At 68.0% G+C, this 16,849-nt stretch carries 17 protein-coding genes; 8 read left to right on the top strand and 9 right to left on the bottom strand.

The features are described 5' to 3' along the window. The first annotated feature begins 1 nt into the window (after nucleotide 1). On the top strand, nucleotides 2-808 hold the full coding sequence (locus JAV51_RS04805) for an ABC transporter ATP-binding protein (RefSeq protein ID WP_197319408.1): 807 nt from the start codon (nucleotides 2-4) through the stop codon (nucleotides 806-808). After that, nucleotides 801-1,712, top strand: a complete 912-nt coding sequence (locus JAV51_RS04810; RefSeq protein WP_197319409.1) for a glycosyltransferase — start codon at nucleotides 801-803, stop codon at nucleotides 1,710-1,712. Before JAV51_RS04805 ends, JAV51_RS04810 begins: the two co-directional genes overlap by 8 nt. A gap of 51 nt (nucleotides 1,713-1,763) precedes the next feature. Here the strand turns inward: JAV51_RS04810 and JAV51_RS04815 are convergent, their stop codons facing one another. The 5 genes from JAV51_RS04815 to JAV51_RS04835 all read right to left on the bottom strand — a co-directional run bounded on the left by JAV51_RS04815 (nucleotide 1,764) and on the right by JAV51_RS04835 (nucleotide 5,792). Next, the gene (locus tag JAV51_RS04815) at nucleotides 1,764-2,273 is read right to left on the bottom strand and encodes a DUF3558 domain-containing protein (RefSeq protein ID WP_197319410.1); all 510 of its coding nucleotides are present in this window, start codon (nucleotides 2,271-2,273) and stop codon (nucleotides 1,764-1,766) included. Between the two features lie 91 nt (nucleotides 2,274-2,364). Then, nucleotides 2,365-3,849: a hypothetical protein gene (locus JAV51_RS20190; protein ID WP_307845735.1), complete on the bottom strand. Its 1,485-nt coding sequence runs from the start codon at nucleotides 3,847-3,849 to the stop codon at nucleotides 2,365-2,367. A gap of 14 nt (nucleotides 3,850-3,863) precedes the next feature. Next, entirely contained in the window at nucleotides 3,864-4,433 is a 570-nt protein-coding gene (locus tag JAV51_RS04825; protein WP_197319411.1) for a DUF3558 family protein, read from the bottom strand. Nucleotides 4,434-4,435: 2 nt separating this feature from the next. Then, entirely contained in the window at nucleotides 4,436-4,906 is a 471-nt protein-coding gene (locus JAV51_RS04830) for a hypothetical protein (protein WP_197319412.1), read from the bottom strand. 112 nt (nucleotides 4,907-5,018) lie between these two features. Next, nucleotides 5,019-5,792: an ESX secretion-associated protein EspG gene (locus JAV51_RS04835; protein WP_197319413.1), complete on the bottom strand. Its 774-nt coding sequence runs from the start codon at nucleotides 5,790-5,792 to the stop codon at nucleotides 5,019-5,021. 144 nt (nucleotides 5,793-5,936) lie between these two features. Between JAV51_RS04835 and JAV51_RS04840 the strand changes: the two genes are divergently transcribed. Beyond that, nucleotides 5,937-6,179 (top strand): hypothetical protein, encoded by a 243-nt coding sequence (locus tag JAV51_RS04840; RefSeq protein WP_197319414.1) that lies wholly within the window; start codon nucleotides 5,937-5,939, stop codon nucleotides 6,177-6,179. Nucleotides 6,180-6,247: 68 nt separating this feature from the next. Here JAV51_RS04840 and JAV51_RS04845 read toward each other — a convergent pair whose 3' ends face one another. Further along, nucleotides 6,248-8,194 (bottom strand): glycosyltransferase, encoded by a 1,947-nt coding sequence (locus JAV51_RS04845; RefSeq protein ID WP_197319415.1) that lies wholly within the window; start codon nucleotides 8,192-8,194, stop codon nucleotides 6,248-6,250. A gap of 87 nt (nucleotides 8,195-8,281) precedes the next feature. Continuing rightward, complete coding sequence (locus JAV51_RS04850; RefSeq protein WP_231641345.1) at nucleotides 8,282-8,746, bottom strand: GtrA family protein; 465 nt, start codon at nucleotides 8,744-8,746, stop codon at nucleotides 8,282-8,284. Between the two features lie 96 nt (nucleotides 8,747-8,842). Here JAV51_RS04850 and JAV51_RS04855 point away from each other — a divergent pair, with 96 nt between their 5' ends. After that, nucleotides 8,843-10,216 carry an FAD-binding oxidoreductase gene (locus JAV51_RS04855; protein WP_197319416.1) on the top strand — a complete coding sequence of 458 codons (1,374 nt, stop codon included), beginning with the start codon at nucleotides 8,843-8,845 and terminating at the stop codon, nucleotides 10,214-10,216. Beyond that, the gene (locus JAV51_RS04860; RefSeq protein ID WP_197319417.1) at nucleotides 10,213-10,968 is read left to right on the top strand and encodes a decaprenylphospho-beta-D-erythro-pentofuranosid-2-ulose 2-reductase; all 756 of its coding nucleotides are present in this window, start codon (nucleotides 10,213-10,215) and stop codon (nucleotides 10,966-10,968) included. The genes JAV51_RS04855 and JAV51_RS04860 overlap by 4 nt, the downstream gene beginning before the upstream one ends. A gap of 16 nt (nucleotides 10,969-10,984) precedes the next feature. Here JAV51_RS04860 and JAV51_RS04865 read toward each other — a convergent pair whose 3' ends face one another. Beyond that, nucleotides 10,985-13,126, bottom strand: coding sequence for a hypothetical protein (locus JAV51_RS04865; protein ID WP_197319418.1), 2,142 nt, complete (start codon nucleotides 13,124-13,126; stop codon nucleotides 10,985-10,987). Nucleotides 13,127-13,327: 201 nt separating this feature from the next. On the opposite strand from JAV51_RS04865, the gene JAV51_RS04870 reads away from it, so the two are divergent. The 3 genes from JAV51_RS04870 (at nucleotide 13,328) to JAV51_RS04880 (ending at nucleotide 15,261) form a co-directional block, all read left to right on the top strand. Then, on the top strand, nucleotides 13,328-13,717 hold the full coding sequence (locus tag JAV51_RS04870; protein WP_197319419.1) for a hypothetical protein: 390 nt from the start codon (nucleotides 13,328-13,330) through the stop codon (nucleotides 13,715-13,717). Nucleotides 13,718-13,828: 111 nt separating this feature from the next. After that, nucleotides 13,829-14,650, top strand: a complete 822-nt coding sequence (locus tag JAV51_RS04875; RefSeq protein WP_197319420.1) for a hypothetical protein — start codon at nucleotides 13,829-13,831, stop codon at nucleotides 14,648-14,650. Then, nucleotides 14,650-15,261, top strand: coding sequence for a hypothetical protein (locus JAV51_RS04880; RefSeq protein WP_197319421.1), 612 nt, complete (start codon nucleotides 14,650-14,652; stop codon nucleotides 15,259-15,261). The genes JAV51_RS04875 and JAV51_RS04880 overlap by 1 nt, the downstream gene beginning before the upstream one ends. 24 nt (nucleotides 15,262-15,285) lie before the next feature. Here the strand turns inward: JAV51_RS04880 and JAV51_RS04885 are convergent, their stop codons facing one another. Next, complete coding sequence (locus tag JAV51_RS04885; protein WP_197319422.1) at nucleotides 15,286-16,848, bottom strand: hypothetical protein; 1,563 nt, start codon at nucleotides 16,846-16,848, stop codon at nucleotides 15,286-15,288. Nucleotide 16,849: the final 1 nt, after the last annotated feature.

Genomic DNA, 16,849 nt, shown 5'->3' on the forward strand with positions numbered 1-16,849 from the left:
AATGATCAGCATTGACGTTGAGAACGCCTACGTCGACTTCCCGATCTTCGACGCGAAGACACGGTCGCTGAAGAAGCGAGTCCTCGGCAAGGTCGGCGGGAAGATCGGCACCGAGAGCCGGGTCCCGATCATCGAGGCGTTGCAGGACATCAACCTGTCGCTCAAGAGCGGCGACCGCGTGGCCCTCGTCGGCCACAACGGCGCGGGCAAGTCCACGCTGCTGCGGCTGCTGTCCGGCATCTACGAACCCACCCGCGGCGCCGCCAGGGTGCGCGGCCGGGTGGCGCCCGTGTTCGACCTCGGTGTCGGCATGGACCAGGAGATCTCCGGCTACGAGAACATCTTGATCCGTGGTCTGTACCTGGGCATGTCGCGCAAGGAGATGGAGAAGCGGATCGACGACATCGCCGAGTTCACCGAGCTCGGCGACTACCTGTCGATGCCGCTGCGCACGTACTCGACAGGTATGCGCGTGCGCCTCGCGCTCGGCGTCGTGACCTCCATCGACCCGGAGATCCTGTTGCTCGACGAGGGCATCGGCGCCGTCGACGCGGCGTTCCTCAACAAGGCGCGCGACCGCCTCGTCGATCTCGTGAACCGGTCGGGTCTGCTCGTGTTCGCCTCCCACCAGGACGATCTGCTGCTGGAGCTGTGCACGTCGGCCATCTGGATGGACGAGGGCCGCATGAAGATGCAGGGCTCGCTGCGCGAGGTCCTCACCGCCTACAAGGGCAGGGATCCGTTCGAGAACGTCAGCCAGGAGACGCTCGACCGGATCGACCAGGCGTCGGCGACGAGCGGTGCGTGACGTGGAGGACAAGCGCTTGCCGGAAGGTGCCGTGGTGGCCGTGGTGGTCACCCGACACCGTCGTGACCTGCTCGCTGACTCCCTGAAGGTGCTCGCTGCCCAGACCCGTCCCGTGGACCACCTGGTGGTGGTGGACAACGGTCCGGACCAGCCCGCGAAGGACGTGGTCGAGAACTGCGGCCTGCCGTCGACGTACCTGCCGTCGCACCACAACCTCGGCGGTGCAGGCGGTTTCGCGCTGGGCATGCTGCACGCGCTCGCGATGGGCGCCGACTGGGTGTGGCTGGCCGACGACGACGGCCGCCCCGCCGACGAGAACGTGCTCGCGGTGCTGTTGGAAGAGGCGGAGCGGCGCAACCTCGCCGAGGTGTCGCCGGTGGTGACCAGCATCGACGCGCCCGAGACGTTGGCGTTCCCACTCCGGCGGGGCCTGACGTGGAAGCGCTCGACGGCCGAGCTGGGCACCGACTTCCTGCCCGGTATCGCGTCGCTGATGAACGGCGCGCTGTTCCGCGCGTCGACGCTGGACGTGACGGGCGTGCCGGACCTGCGGCTGTTCGTCCGCGGTGACGAGGTGGAGATGCACCGCAGGCTCGTGCGTTCGGGGCTGCCGTTCGGCACGTCGCTGCGCACCGCCTACCTGCACCCGAACGGCTCGGACGAGTTCAAGCCCATGCTGGGCGGCCGCTTCCACGCGCAGGACCCGGAGAACGAGGTCAAGCGCTACTACACCTACCGCAACCGGGGTTTCCTGCTGTCGCAGCCCGGTATGCGCAAGATCGGCGCGCTGGAGCTGGTGCGCTTCGGCCTGTACTTCATGGCCGTGAAGCGCGACCCGAAGGCGTTCGCGCAGTGGCTGCGCCTGGTGCGGCAGGGCCGCAAGGAACGTTTCTTCCGTTACTGAGTGTTCGTGACGGCGGGGCGTGGTCGCAGCGGCCACGCCCCGCCGTTGTCGTCAGTGCAGTTTCGGGGCGACGAGGTCGGCCATCTTGCGGGCCGTGGGGCAGTTCTGCGTGGGGTTCGGCATCGCCACGGTGATGTCGATGGTGCCGGTCTGTTTCTTCCTCGACGGCTCTTTGAAGACGGGCATCGTCACGGTGCAGGTGCGGTCGTCTTCACTTTCCTTGAACGACCGTCCCGACGCGGTCCTACCGGCGCGCTGACCTTGGTCGGGATCCGCGGGCCGGTATCGCACCTTGTGATTGACCGTGATGTTGAGCTGCGGCCTCAGCGTGGTCTGGTAGGGCTCGGTGGTGTGGTTGAGCCAGTGGCACCTGGTCGCGTTCTTCCCGATTCTGCTTCTCGTGTGGTCGCGGTAGTCGCCGAACGACGCGAGCTCGGACTCGGTCAGGACGGTGCAGGGGTTGACGCTCTTGCTCGTGGCGAAGAACGAGCATCCGGACATCAGGATGCCGACGGCGGAGATCAGCGCGATCGTCCGGCCGCCACGCCGGCGGTGTGTCAAGACGTGCCTTTCGGGAGTGTGAGCCGACGGCGGTCGGCGTGAAACAGCGGACACACCGCGAGGGGTGTGTCCGCTGTCTGTGTGAGTCGGGTCAGGCGCCGATCACCGGCGGCGCGGTGCGCTGGCTGGTGCCGAAGACGTCGTCGGGGTCGGCTTCCACGAGGTAGGTGGGACGCTGGTGTTCGGCGTCGTCGCCACCCTGACCGCCCTTGCCCGCGCCGCCGCCCATGGGGGCGCCCATGCCACCACCGCGGGCGGCTGCGGCCGCACCGGGTGCCGCGCCACCACCGGGTCCGGCGCCCATGGGTCCGCCCATAGGCTTGGCACCGCTAGCAGCACCCGCACCGGGGCCCGCGGCACCTCCGGCACCACCGCCGGGCCCGAAGCCACCCGAGAGGCGGCCACCGCCACCGCCACCACCGGGGCCGAAACCACCACCGCCGCCCATGGGCATCGGCATGCCCCCACCGCCGGGGCCGAACTGGCTGCGGTTGTTCCGCTGCCCGGGCGGAGGCATGTTCGGCGGCCTACCCGGCGCCCATCCCGACGGCCGTGTCGTGTTCGGAGGCTTCACACCGGTGTTGACGCCGGGAGCGAGCGGAGGCGCGGACCCACCGGGCGACGACGGCACGTTCACCGGCCCGCCACCCGTGGGCACGTTGCCCCCGTTGGACCCGGCGGGCCCACCGGTGAAGCCGGACGTACTGGTGCGCGGCTCGTTGATCGAAATGACGCCGCTGGGGCTCGTGTCGCCAGACCCGCTCGCGCCGTTGAACTTCGGCGGCTCGGCGAAAACGGGCTGCTTGTTGCCCGCTTGGTACAGGTCGCCATCGTACTGAGTCATGACCTGCGCAGCTTCTTCGTGCGCGGCCTGACTCTTGTGCATTTTCTCGATGGTCTGGTCGACCTGGTCATGGAAGGTGAAGGGGTTCAGGCTCCAGTTGTCCATCTCCTGTTCCATGTTGAACGGGATGGGCTCTGGCATGCTGTCTCGTGCCCGGGTGGCAGCTTCAGCTTCTTCTGAGATGATGCGGGAGGCGAGTTCAGCATTCTCGGAGTTGGCATCTGCCCATGTGCTCAGACTCGTGAAGTAACCGTGGGCATTGTCAGCCGCGCCGCCTTCCCAGCCCTGCTTCGACTTGCCGACAGCTTCGTTGAGCTCGTTCGAAAGGTCGAAGAAGAGCTGTTTCAGGTCGTCGTATCCATCCTTATAGGACGTGATTCCCTCAGCTTTGATGACCTCGACATCTTGCTTCAGCTTCTGATGGTCTATTGCCGGGTAATTATTGTCAGAAGGCGGGATGCCGTCCATGAACTCTCGATCACCGGACTGCAACTCACCAATCCGTTGATCGTTATATTTGTCGGCATCGGCGCCAGCTCGCAACATGCCAATAAGACCAGAGTATTGGGGATCCCCGGTAGACGCCAGATAGAGCGGCAACGAGTCTTGATGCAGCTGCGCTCTCTGCTCTTCAGATAGAGCCGGCGGCTGCTGCCCGGACATCAGGTAAGCATTTACCCGACCCGGTGGCCATGACACAAATTCGTCCGGCGTTGGCGTTTTCCCACTCACTTCTCCCACACTACTCACCCCAGAGGAAGCTTCTCGTCAATAATGTCGACCAACTCATCGGTGATCGAGCAAGCGCTGTCGAGCTCAACCATCGACACAATGACGTCTACGCGGGCGCTTTCACCCACCGCCATGGCTACGACGCAACCATCCTCATTGGAAGTACGTACGATGCTTCGACCTGAGCCAGCCTTCCCGGTCTGGAGACCGCCTCCAAGATCCGGAAGAACATCTACTCCTGCTTCATCTTCGATGATGAGGTCCACGAGGGGCACCTTCTCGGAGGCTCCGTCGCGATCAGCCTGCCACCTGCAGTTGCGCCCAGTACCATAATCTCGATACTCCCCAGGGCCGAATTCTCCGAAGCGATTCAATTCGGCGCCATCAAGGAGAGAGCATGGATCCATTTGCTCTAGCGAGCTGCCCTCTCTGCTCCCACCTGGACTTGACTCACCCGTAGGCGTATTCATATCTTCACTGTGGCCGGTGGGCGAGGCCGAACCAGGTTCAGTATCAGCACAACCAACTAAGAAAAGAAGCGAGAGTAGAGGAAGAACGATGGCACCGCGACGCCTAGCGCACATAATCAAACCTGCCCCGATTTAAAAGGTTCGGAAGCGTCGTCTTCGACTTCCTTGTATTTTGCCATCGCGATCTTCAATGCTTGGTCTGCGTCTGTTAACACCTGAGCCAACTGTTCGAGCACCTTAACCGGAGAGCCTGAGCGCTCTGTGACAGCCTGCTGATGATGCAGCGCTACTGCCTGCCCGTAGTCATGATTCCCCAACGTTGGCTGTCGAGCCGCAAGGATGTTCATGTCGGCCTTCATTCGGTCAACCCGATCCTTGAATCTTTCGAGCACGTCCCGGATCGGCTCCGCCGCGTCCTCGCTCACTCGGAAGCCGCCGGACTTCGCCGACTTCAGCATCTCCTTGGCTTCCGAGGCCATCGAGTCGACGGCCTTGGTGTTGAGGCTCGCCCCCATCGCCGCCGCTGCTCCACCACCCACGGCAGCACCCACAGCACCGGTCTGCACTGGCTGGTCCCAGGTCGGCATACGTCACCCCCGCGTCACGACTACGGCCGGGCCGCAGTCTACCGGTCACGAAACGTGCAGTTGAGCACTTCCGGCAAGGACAGGTACTCCTACCCAGTCCCCCGCTGCCGGATCACTGCAGATACGGCTGCACCTGCGACATCAGCTGCTGGATGATGCGCGCGTTGTCCGCAGGCGCGTACGTCAGCCACGTCTGGCCGTCCTCCGCCGTGCGGCGCGTGCTGAAGATTCGGCCGTCCTCGGTGTCGAACCAGACCACCGGGTCGAGGTGGCGCTGCTCGCGGCGGCCCTGCGTGAACGCCGTGAACTGCCCCATCTGCTTCGTCGGCTTCTCGAACATCCGCTGCACCGCGCGTTCCTGCACCGACGCCCTCGACGCGGGCGCCGACACACTTGCGAACGGGTCGTAGGCGTCCTGGGTCGGCTGGGTCTGCTGCTTCGGTTCCGGCTTCGCCAGGGTCACCGACTGACCGGGCGCGGGCCTGGCCGACGGGATGAGGTTGACGATCTCGGGCACGAGCCCTTCCGGGCGGATCAGGGTGAACACGATCAGGTTGCCGTCGCGCTTGGCGAGCACCGCGAACTGACCGTCGCTGGCCGAGCGCGCGAAGAGCTTCGAGCCGTTCTCCAGTTTCGCCGCCGCCGTCACCGCCACCCGGCCGCGCGTGAACGTGCCCAGGGCCGCCTCCACGTCCGCGTCGAGCCTGCCGCGGCGCATCAGGTCGCGGCCCTCCAGGTCACGCAGCACTGCCTGCCTGATCTGCGAGCGCTCCGTGTGGGTGGTGCCGAGATGCGGCACCTCGAACGGGAACGGCGCGCGCCCGAGCTTGAGCTGCTCGAACAGGATGTCGACGGCGGCCAACGACAACGAGAACGACTGCACCATTCCCAGCTCCCCCACTGAAAATCGACGTACCGCACAGGAACGGTAGCAGTCGGCCGCCACGCCGGGGCACGTTCGTCCGATCGCCTCGTCACGCCCTCAGCGAACCGCGTTGCGTCCGCCGGTCGCGCCTGCTGGTGTGGGGAGATGGCCGAACAGACACCCGCTCTCGTCCTCCACCTCGTCAGTGGCGGCGAACCGCTGCTGTTCACGCTCCACCCTGACGAGGTGGACGAGCTACGCGCCCGACTGCACCTGCACCTCGAACACGGCTCCGTGCACACCGTCCGCACGGCGGAGGACCGGTCCGTGGTCGTGAACTTCGCCCACGTGGCCGCCGCCTACCTCGACGACCTGCATCGCCAGGGCAAGGTCTTCGGACTGCACTGAGCCCGAACACGGCGACGGGGCCGCGAGCGCACCGCCCACGGCCCCGTCGGATTCTCGTCGTGTCCGGATCAGAGCTGGTAGAGCCGCTTCCAGTTCTCCCGGCTGGTCAGGCGCGGCAGAGCACGCTTGTACTCCTCCTGCACGAGCTTGCCTTCCTTGCGCAGGCGGTTGATCACCTGCACGCCCTGCTTGGCGAGCTCGAACATGCGCTGCCGGTCGTAACGGCGCACGCGCACACCCTCCTGGGAGGCGTCGGTGACGATCGCCGTCTCGAACTGCGACACGTGCCACCAGTGGGCCTCGTCGCTCGGGATGGCGCCCAGCTCGAAGCGGTGCTTGCCGAGGAGCCGGTAGATGATGCGCTTGAGCAGCACGAGACGCTGCAGGCTCGGCCGCGGCGCGGTGTTGATGATGCCGATGTCGTTGGACGCGATGCCCGGCACCTCGGTGGGCTTGTACCGCTTGGTCTCCGGGTACTGCGCCCGGATCTCACGGATGCGCTTCATGGCGGCCACACCACCGTCGTGCAGCACGTCCGGGCCCTTGAGGAAGTCCTCGACGGCGGTGATCAGCGTCGCCGACAGGCCGTACTGCATGCTCAGCAGGTAGCGCACCAACTGTGCCAGCAGCACGCGCGAGAGCAGGTTGGTGTCGAACGGGCTGTGCAGCGCCGCCGTGATGATCGAGTTACGCAGGTTGAAGTAGCGGTGCCACTCGTCCCAGTCCTTCCAGTGGAAGTCGGCGTGCCACACACCCGCGCCCGGCAGCGTGACGGTCGGGAAGCCGTGCGCGCGAGCCCGGTAGCTGTACTCGGCGTCGTCCCACTGGAAGAAGAACGGCATCGGGTAGCCGATCTCCTTGACGACCTCGTACGGGATGAGGCACGACCACCAGCCGTTGTACCCGGCGTCGAGCCTGCGCTCCTGGCGATTCGGCTTGCCCGTCTCGGGGTCGACGTCGAGCAGGTCGGCCGTCGAGAGGCTGTGGGTGACGGGTTGGCCCGGCTCCAGCGTGTTGAGCCGCGCGTACTCGGCGCCGACGTGGAGCTGGTTCGGGTGCAGCAGGTTCAGCATCTGCCCGCCGACGATCATCGGATCGGCGGCCCGGTTGGAGAACGCCGTCAACCGGATGACGAGGTCGGGCTCCAGCAGCACGTCGTCGTCCATGAACAGCACGTTGGCGTGCTCGGTCTCGGTGTTGCCCGCGACCTCGTAGAGGCCTCGGGTGAAGCCGCCCGCGCCGCCGAGGTTGGGCTGCTTGATGTAGTGCAGCTTGTCACCGAGGCGCTTGGCGACCTCCGCGAAGCCCTCGCGCGAGTCGACCGTGTCGGTGCCCTGGTCGGCGACGTAGATGGCGTCGAGCGTGTCGAGCGCGGGCAGCGAGTCGGCGAGCGCGTACAGGTTCTTGAGGCAGTCGTCCGCGCGGTTCATCGTGCAGATGGTCACCGCGGTGGGACGGATCTTCTCCGGGGAGTCGACGGTCCAGCGCACGTTCGAGACGGTGAGCGACTCGCCCTCGGTCTCCAGGTCGAGCCACAGCGCGCCGCCGTCGAGGAACTTGTCGAGCGGCGCTTCGAGGGTCACGTGCTCGTGCTTGGCACCGCTGACGGTGCGCACGGTGACGGTCCGCGGCTCGCCCTCCATGTCGGAAGCACGCACGGCCAGCTGCCCCGACCCCGTGACGTCGGCCTCGACGGACACGGACGTGGCGGTGGTCCAGCGCTGCCAGTAGCTCGCGGGGAACCGGCCGAAGTACGTGTTGCCGGTGACCCGCGCCGACGGCTCCAGCGTGACGCTGCCCCGCTCACGGGTGGCCACACCTTCCAGGACCTCGGAGTAGAGGTCCTTGCTCACCACCTCGGACGGCCCGGAGTACAGACCGCGCTGGGCGAGCAGCCTGCCCGTGCCGGCGTGCTCGGAGAACAGGGCCGTGTCTGTGCTCGTGGCCTTGCTCGCGGCGGTTTTGCCGGATTTGGCCTGCTCTGGTGCGGTGGCCGGTGCCGCTTTACCGGGCATGAGACCTCAGTCCTCCAAATGAAAAGCAATCACGCGGGAGTCGCCCAGTAAGGTACAGGCCGATCGATTCCTCTCGACGCCTGCCCGTCAGGAGCGCTGTTCCCTGAACACGACCCACTTCAGCATGATGAAATTGATGGTGGTGGCTGTGCCCTGCGCGACGACCCACGCGATCGCCACCCGCCACCGCAGGTCCGGCAGCAGGTCGAGGGCCAAAGCGTTGGTACCCACATTGACGAAGAACGTCACCGTGTACAGCAGGATGAAACCACCCAGCTGCCCGACTCCACCCTTTTGTGCCGCCGTAAACGTAAAACGCCTGTTAAGGAAATACGCGGTCGTGGTACCTGCGATGAAACTCAGCGCCTTCGCCAGGTGCACCCAGGTGCCCGCCTGGAGCAACAGCCAGTAGAGGCCGAAGTCGACGAGCGCGCAGAAACCGCCGATGAGGACGAATCGTGCGATCTGGGCGAGCAGACCGGGCGAGGTCGGGTGGGAGGCCGACTGTGCGGTGTCGTCGGTCCCTCTCGCCTGCGAATCCGTTGCCACCATCAGTACCTCGTCGGCAGTGAGAGGCCACGCGGGCGCGAAAACCTCCGGGTCGTCCCGTCCGAGTCTAGGCACCGTCGCGCCGCTACCCTGGTCCGGGTGAGTACCGAACGGCGGACGCAACGGCGAACACTCACCGGATGGGGTCGCACGGCGCCGACCACGTCGGACGTCCTGCGCACACCCGACGTCGACGTCATCGCCCGCGCGGTGGCCGAGGCGGGCGACCGCGGCGTGATCGCCAGAGGTCTGGGCCGCTCCTACGGCGACCCGGCCCAGAACGCGGGCGGACTCGTCGTCGACATGACGGCGCTGGACCGCATCCACTCGATCGACCCGGACTCCGCGCTCGTCGACCTCGACGCGGGGGTGAGCCTCGACGCGCTGATGCGCGCGGCACTGCCGTTCGGACTGTGGGTGCCGGTGCTGCCGGGCACGCGCCAGGTCACTGTCGGCGGCGCCATCGCCAACGACATCCACGGCAAGAACCACCACAGCGCGGGCAGCTTCGGCAACCACGTCGTGTCGATGGACCTGCTCACGGCCGACGGCTCGGTGCGCACGCTGACCCCGGAGGGACCGGAGAAGGACCTGTTCTGGGCCACCGTCGGTGGCATCGGACTCACCGGCATCGTGGTCAGGGCCACCATCCGCATGAAGCGGACCGAGTCGGCGTACTTCGTGGTGGACGCCGACCGCACGGCCGACCTCGACGAGACGCTGGAGCTGTTCACCAACGGCTCCGACCTCAACTACGACTACTCGATGGCCGTGCCCGATTTGATCTCGCGCGACGGTCGACTCGGCAGGGCGACCTTCTCGCGCGGCTCGCTGGCCACGGTGGACCAGCTTCCCGACAAGCTGAAGGCCGATCCGCTCAAGTTCGACGCACCGCAGCTGATGACGCTGCCCGACGTCTTCCCGAACGGGTTGGGCAACAAGTTGACCTTCGGCGTCATCAACGCGCTGTGGCAGCGGACCGTGCCGAAGAAGGGAACGCGCGGGAAGATCCAGAACCTGACGCAGTTCTACCACCCGCTCGACATGCTGGGCGAGTGGAACCGCGCCTACGGTTCGCGGGGCTTCCTCCAGTACCAGTTCTCGGTGCCGTTCGGTCGCGAGGACGCGTTGAAGGAACTGTGCCACCGGATCGCGAACTCCGGCCACTACTCCTTCCTGAACGTGGTCAAGCGGATGGGTGAGGCGAACCCGGCACCGTTGTCGTGGCCGTCGCCGGGGTGGATGCTCAGTGTGGACTTCCCGGTGAAGCGTGGTCTGGCCGAGTTCTGTGACGAGCTCGACGCCGAGGTGCTGGCCGCGGGCGGGCGCCTCTACACGGCGAAGGACTCGCGGACGACGGCCGAGACGTTCCACCGCATGTACCCGCGGCTGGACGAGTGGCGCGCGATCCGCAACACCGTGGACCCCGACCGCATCTTCATCTCCGACATGGCCAGGAGGCTCGGACTGTGATCGACGCCGTGGGCAACCCCCAGTCGCTGCTGCTGCTCGGCGGCACCTCGGACATCGCGTTCGCCATCGCGGAGAAGTACCTCTCCTCGCGACCGCTGCGGATCGTGCTCGCGGCCCGGCCGTCACGGCGTCGCGACGAGGCAGCCGCGCGGTTGAAGGCCGCGGGCGCCGAGGTGACGAGCATCGACTTCGACGCGCTCGACACCGACTCCCACCCGGCGGTGATCGAGCGGGCGTTCGCCGACGGCGACATCGACGTGACCGTGGTGGCGTTCGGTCTGCTCGGTGACGCGGAGCAGGCGTGGCAGGACCACGCCACCGCGGTGCGGCTCGCGACGGTGAACTACACCTCCGCCGTGTCGGTGGGCGTGCCACTGGCGCAGAAGCTGCGCGAACAGGGCCACGGCACGATCATCGCGTTGTCCTCGGTGGCCGGGGAACGCGTGCGCCGCTCGAACTTCGTGTACGGCTCCACCAAGGCAGGCTTCGACGGCTTCTACCTCGGACTCGGCGAGGCGCTGCGCCCCCACGGGGTGTCGGTCACCGTGGTCCGTCCGGGCCAGGTGCGGACGAAGATGACCGAGGGCATGGGCAAGGCGCCGCTGGAGCAGACCGCCCCACAGGTGGCCGAGATCGCCGTGAAGGCAGCCCGCGAGGGCAAGGACCTGGTGTGGGCACCCGGAGCGTTCCGCCTGGTCATGTCGGTGCTGCGGCACGTGCCGCGCCCGATCTTCCGCAAGTTGCCGATCTAGGACGTACCCCGGCGCGTCACTGCACGAACCAGTACCCGAACGACGTGTACTCCGGGTACGGCGAGAGCAGTGGTCGCGTGGGCTCCAGCTCGACGGTGACCTCGGAGGAACCGACCAGCTCGCCGGGGACGGTGAACTGCGCGGTCGTCCAGGCGTCGGGCGACTCGGGCAGCCGCCACACCCCGGCGTCCCTGCCGTCGATCCGCACCCGGACGTCGCGGTTCTCGGCCGACGACAGCACGCGCGTGGCGATCGTGAGGTCCTCGCCCGGGGTGAGCCCGCGGGCCGTGAAAGTCTCCCCACCCACGACCACACGTCCGCTGTCGACGACGTCGGCCTGTCGTCGCAGGACCGTGTACGGCTGCCACCCCGGCTGGGTGGTGCGGACCTCGTAGTCGTGGCTTTCCTCGCTGCTCAGCGAACCCACGTTGAGATAGTCACGCACTCCACCGGGCACGGGCGCACGATCGCCGCTGCCCGCCAGCGTCCAGTCCGCCCTGCGGACTTCGAGGTCGGTGAACGGCACGATGCGCCGGTTGTTCAGATCGGGCGGAGTCCGCACGGGGAAGGTCGTCAGCGGCGGTGAGGCGAACACACCCGCGTCGACGAACGGCTGCATGGACGTCCCCGGCCACGGTTCGTAGACGGCGACGTGGGTGGGTCGCCGGTCCTCGGGCAGCGCACGGAGCGCTTCGTAGAGGCTTCCGGGACCGTTGTTGCTGGCCTCGGCGAAGCCGTTGGTGGCGAGTCCGATGGTGTCGACGACGCGGCGCTGCCCGAAGTAGGCGACCGCGCCGACGTCCTTGACACCCACGATCGCGTCGGGGGGCAGGTGCTCGCTGATCCACGCGGCCACCGACACGTCGGTGTCGCGGATCGTCGCCGACTGACGGCCGAGTCGCACCGCCCACGTCGGGGTGGCCACCACCGTGAACAGCACCATCACGAGCAGCACCGCGTGCAGTGCCGCCTTCCGCTCCCGCTCACGCGGGACGAGGCGCGTGAGCGCGTACCCGCCGGTGGCGGCCAGGACGAAGAACAGCGGCAGGAACGGCTGGAAGTACCGCAGCTCGTGGATCAACGCGGTGCTGAGCGTCGACGCCGACACCACCACGAGCGCGTACCCGACGACGATCGCCACAGCCAGCGGCCGCCACTCGGGACGCTTCACGAGCAGGTAGCAGAGTCCGCCGAGGAAGAACGCGAGCGCGAACGGGAAGGCGAAGTCGGTGTTGTTCAGGCCGTTGAAGTGGTCGACGATGCCGCGGACGTTGGCGAACGTTCGGTCGACGAACTCACCGAGGTAGAAGACGGGCCGGTCGGCCAGGTGCGACTTCGACTGCACCCCGTTGGCGCTGAAGGTGCCCGTCGCCAGCCGGTAGAACGCGTACTGCGCGACTCCCACCAGCAGCGGCAGACAGCACCACGCCATGCGGGCGACGCGGAAGCCGTGCGCACGCCCGACCGTCCACAGCATCGCGCCGCACAGGGCGAACGCGAAGAACATGCCCTCGGGTCGCACGAAGGCGAGCAGAGCGGCGAGCGCCGGCGTCCACCGGAACACTCCGGAGGCTCGTTCGCGCACGAAAGCCAACACCGAGCCGGTGACCAGCACGGACGTCAGCCCGACCTCCATGCCGCTGGCCGCGCCCCACAGCAACGGTCCGCTCACGGCCGTGAGCACACCGGCCCACACACCCACGACCCGACCGACGAGCGCCTCGCCGAGCCGACACACCAGCACCGTGGTCGCGGTGAAGCACACGACCCCGAAGGCGACGGCGAACGCCAGCAACGCCGTGCCGGAGAACCCGACGGCGTGCGCGGCGGCGAGCACGAACGCGTACAGCAGGCTGCTGGCACCCGTGGAGACGGGATCACCGGTGTTGTACTGGAAGGGGTGTCCGGACCCGAGCTGGCTCGCGTACTGCAGGTGGATGTAGGCGTCGTCGATGGGCGCGATCAGCGTGCCCTGGTTGTACGCCAGGTCCACGACGACGAACGTGACCCCGAGCAGGAACGCGAGCGCCCCGACGAACCACTCCGGCCGGGCCGAGGGCCGGAGTCGTCGGCGCCATGGCGCGGTGAGGCCACGGCTGTCGCCGGTCACATCGTCCGCCGCCTGCTCGTCCGGATGTCTGTCGGTCTCCGTGGTCATCTCCACCAACTCGTTCGGCCTGGCCCGGTTCGTAAGCTACCGGCTGTTTCGGCGTTCCCACCGGTGGGGAGGCGCTCCCACCCGACGCGAACCCCGTGCCGCCGCACGGCACCACCGCAGGCCGGGGACCGAGTCTTTGCGAATGCAGCGTCTTGTCCTGTTCTCACCCATTTGGGCGATCACTGTCTCTACATTGCCCCCATGATGATCAACACTCGGCGATCTGCCCGACTCTCTCTTCCCCTGTCGGTCGCCAGCGCGGCCATTTTGCTCACCGGGTGCGGCGGAAGCGACGGCGACTTCTGCGCGGCGGTCGACGCCGACTTGGGGGCCGCCGCGACGGCGTTCGCCCCGTACACATCCTTCGGCAGCGGGCCGGAGATGCCTCAGCAGATGCTCGACTTCCTCGACCGGATCAAGGAGCCGCCGGAGGACCTCGCCGACGATCTCGCCATCTGGAAGGAGCGGGTGCGGGAAGTCCGCGACGCCGAGGTCGACGGCGAGGTGTCCAAGGTGGTACGGGAGCCGGACGACGTCCAGGCCGCCCGCGACGCGCTCTTCGACTACTACATCCAGGAGTGCCTCGACTAGGAGGCAGAGAACGACGCACACGCTCCCATCGCCGGGAACCGATTACGAGGCGCGCACGTCCGAACGAGAACAGTGAGCGGGCAGCTAGCGCGAACCAGCAAGGGGAGCATCGTGGGCCGAACACGGTGGGAGCTTCGGAACCGGGCGCTGCACTCCGTCCCGACGCAGCGCCAGGTTCCGGCGCAACGGCATCGATCACTCCGGCAGGAAGCCTCGGCGGCCGGGTCCCGCGGTGGGCACGCACCGTACGACGTTCCCGGCCCCACCACGCGCGCCCGTCAGGTGGTCGCACCGGACGAACCGGTGTTGTGGGCAGCCAGCGGCGACCGCGTGGCCCACGACGTCCCGGGGCTCGACCAACGAGGACGCCCGCAGGCAAGCGTCGAGCTCGGGGGTTTCGACCGCGACCCGGGAACCATGACGACGAACCTCGACCTCGAACGCCGCCCTCCCGACGTGGTCGTCTTCGGGGACCACCCCGACTGTCTGGCTCGCCGAGCCCTGCGACACGTGTGCGCCCACGGCGGGCAGTGGCGTACCTGGGCGTTGACGTCGGCGCGGCTGCTGGTGCTGGATGTGCTGAAGGTGCCGTTGCCGCGTGACGGGTCGTTGCTGCGCCGGACGCTCGGCCTCGGCAGGGAACTCGTCAACATCGTCACCGAACGCGCACGACGCCACGTCGGCGACGGGACGGAGCTTCCCGTCACCTGCCCGCCGATGGCGGTGGTCGCGGCCGTCGACCGCAGCCGGATCGGCGACATCGCCGTGTCCCGCCGCAGGCTGGCGATGCGCACGCGGCCGTGTCTGCGCGTGCGTCTCGTGGACGGCTCCGGGCTCGACCTGCTGTTCGGGGTCGAGGACGAGAGCGTCTTCGAGTGGATGCTTCAGCTGGGGCGCGGGGAGAGCGAGGGCGAGGGGTGGAGAAGCCGCTGATGGACGCGGACCCCCGACAGGCGGCACAACACGACGAGATCGTCGAGACGGAACTGACCCGACACTGGCTCACCGAGGGGGAACGGCTGCTCCTCGGTTGCCCACCCGTGCGTGCGCACGTCGGCGCGCTCGTGGCCGGTCACCGCCAGGTGCCCTACGTGCCGACCCGCGCGACGCCCGAGGTACGGGGCGAACGGCCGCGATGGCCGCTGCCGCTGGAGGACCTGCCCGTCGAGGACTGGACCGACGACCCGACGCTCGGCTACTGGGTCGACGCCGACCACGCCGACCGACTCGCCGTCCGGCTCGCCGACCACCTCGCCGCCAGCCACGGCGAGGCGCGCGTGGTGGTCACCGACCGGCGGATCGCGGTGGTCTACCCCGCCGCGATCCTGGCCGAGGAGGCCGCCGAGGAGCCCGGGTTCCGGACCTTCGAGGAGCGGGACGCCCGCGAACTCGCCGCGCTCGACGCCCCGTTCCTCGGCCGCAGCATTCCACCCCGGCCGGTGATCGCGTTCCGGTTCGCGGACGGGTCCACGTTGTACGCCCGCGACGTGCACGCCGTCATGAAGGTGCGCCGCGCCTCCGACCGGGTACACGCCGCTCGGTGAACCGACGGTTAGGAGCCGACAGCCTCAGCGCGTGGTCGTCGACACCGGCGGCGTGGTCTGTTCCCGCTGCTCCGGTACGAGGGTGAAGTGGCCCACCCCGAGGGCGTCGGAGTACACCTGCCAGGTGTCCTCCCCTGCCCCCGGGCCCCGCTTGTACCGCAGCCGGTAGTCGACCTCCGCCCGCTCGGCCTCCCGGTCGAAGAACAGGTAGTTGAAGCGCAGCAACGCCGCCGACACCGGTCCGGACTTCGCGATGCGGTCGTTCACGAGTTCGGCCACCCGGCCGCGGTCGGAGAACACGTCCATGATGCGGCACTCGCAGTGGTAGGCCAGCGTGCCGATCTCGCCGGGGGAGGCGACGGTGTCGTCACCGACGCGCTCACGCAGCTCCCGCCCGACGTGGGCGTAGTCCGACGCGCTCGCCCAGTTGCCGAAGATGACGGGTGAGCGCCAGGGCAGCTCCCGCGTCACCCCCACCGAGGCGGCGCCCACCACGAAGAGCGTCACAAGCCCGAGCGCGACGAGCGGCGGGCGTTCCAGCAACGTCTCGTGCCGCTTCGCCGTACCGAACCACGTGCCGAGGGCGGCGACGGCGAACATGGCCAGCGCCGTCCCCGGCGCCACGTAGTACCAGTGGTACGGGCCGACTCCGAGCACCGTGTAGACCACGAAGTAGGCCACCGCGCCGCCGCCGAGCCCCACCAGGGCGGACACGTCGGGGAATCGGGTCCAGCGGCGCGCGAGCCGCAACCCGACGAGCCCGAACCACGCGACCAGGCCGAGCAGCGCGGGCCCGAACGCCATGCCCACCGCGAACTGCTCGCCGAGGTAGTACATGACCGGACCGGTCGCGTAGGTCCACCGGCCGAACAGCCCCTCCTGCTCCTGCTTGATGACGAGCGTGTCGGGTACTGCGGAGCCCAGCGCGACCCAGCTGAACACGTACCACGGAGCGGCGACGACGACCGCCGTCAGCGTGGCCTTGCCGAGGTGACGACGGATCGCCGGGACGCACGACGCCAGCACCAGCACGAAGATCACGAGATCGAGGCGGATCAGCACGCTCACCGCCGCCACCGCCCCGAACGCCACCGGACGCCCCTCCGCCGCGAACGCGGTGAGCAGCACCAATGCCGTCGGGATGAGCAGGACCTCCAACCCGATGGCCGAGAGCACGAACGGGTTGGTCAGCACCACCGCCACGCCGAGCAGCGCCACCGGCCACGGCAGCCGGTACGCGCGAGCGAGCCGGGTCCAGCCCCACGCGAGGACGGCCGTGGTCAGGACCGACAGCAGTCCGAGGGCCACGACCGGCTGCGCCGGGCCGAACGCCCGGGTCACCAGCGTGAGCGCCCCCAACAGCAACACGTTGAGCGGCGAGGTCGCGGAGTTGGCCTGCATGCCCGGCACGAGCCCCCACTCGCCGTGCACGGCGAGGTTCTTGGCGTAGGCGAGGGTGATGTAGGCGTCGTCGATGAGGCTGTTCTTGACGACGAGGAAGACTCCCGCGGCGAACAGCGCGGAGCCGGCCACCACCAGCAGGGTGGCCCGGCGGGAGAAAACGTCGAACCGTTCTCTAGGCTCCAAC

It is taken from the genome of Saccharomonospora sp. NB11 (assembly GCF_015910535.1).
Classification (GTDB): Bacteria; Actinomycetota; Actinomycetes; order Mycobacteriales; family Pseudonocardiaceae; genus Saccharomonospora.

Bases quoted from the DNA above. Each gene is read 5' to 3' on its own strand.
- JAV51_RS04805 (WP_197319408.1), top strand. From the start codon at position 2: ATGATCAGCATTGACGTTGAGAACGCCTACGTCGACTTCCCGATCTTC.
- JAV51_RS04825 (WP_197319411.1), bottom strand. From the start codon at position 4,433: ATGTGCGCTAGGCGTCGCGGTGCCATCGTTCTTCCTCTACTCTCGCTT.
- JAV51_RS04830 (WP_197319412.1), bottom strand. From the start codon at position 4,906: ATGCCGACCTGGGACCAGCCAGTGCAGACCGGTGCTGTGGGTGCTGCC.
- JAV51_RS04835 (WP_197319413.1), bottom strand. From the start codon at position 5,792: ATGGTGCAGTCGTTCTCGTTGTCGTTGGCCGCCGTCGACATCCTGTTC.
- JAV51_RS04840 (WP_197319414.1), top strand. From the start codon at position 5,937: ATGGCCGAACAGACACCCGCTCTCGTCCTCCACCTCGTCAGTGGCGGC.
- JAV51_RS04845 (WP_197319415.1), bottom strand. From the start codon at position 8,194: ATGCCCGGTAAAGCGGCACCGGCCACCGCACCAGAGCAGGCCAAATCC.
- JAV51_RS04850 (WP_231641345.1), bottom strand. From the start codon at position 8,746: ATGGTGGCAACGGATTCGCAGGCGAGAGGGACCGACGACACCGCACAG.
- JAV51_RS04865 (WP_197319418.1), bottom strand. From the start codon at position 13,126: ATGACCACGGAGACCGACAGACATCCGGACGAGCAGGCGGCGGACGAT.
- JAV51_RS04870 (WP_197319419.1), top strand. From the start codon at position 13,328: ATGATGATCAACACTCGGCGATCTGCCCGACTCTCTCTTCCCCTGTCG.
- JAV51_RS04880 (WP_197319421.1), top strand. From the start codon at position 14,650: ATGGACGCGGACCCCCGACAGGCGGCACAACACGACGAGATCGTCGAG.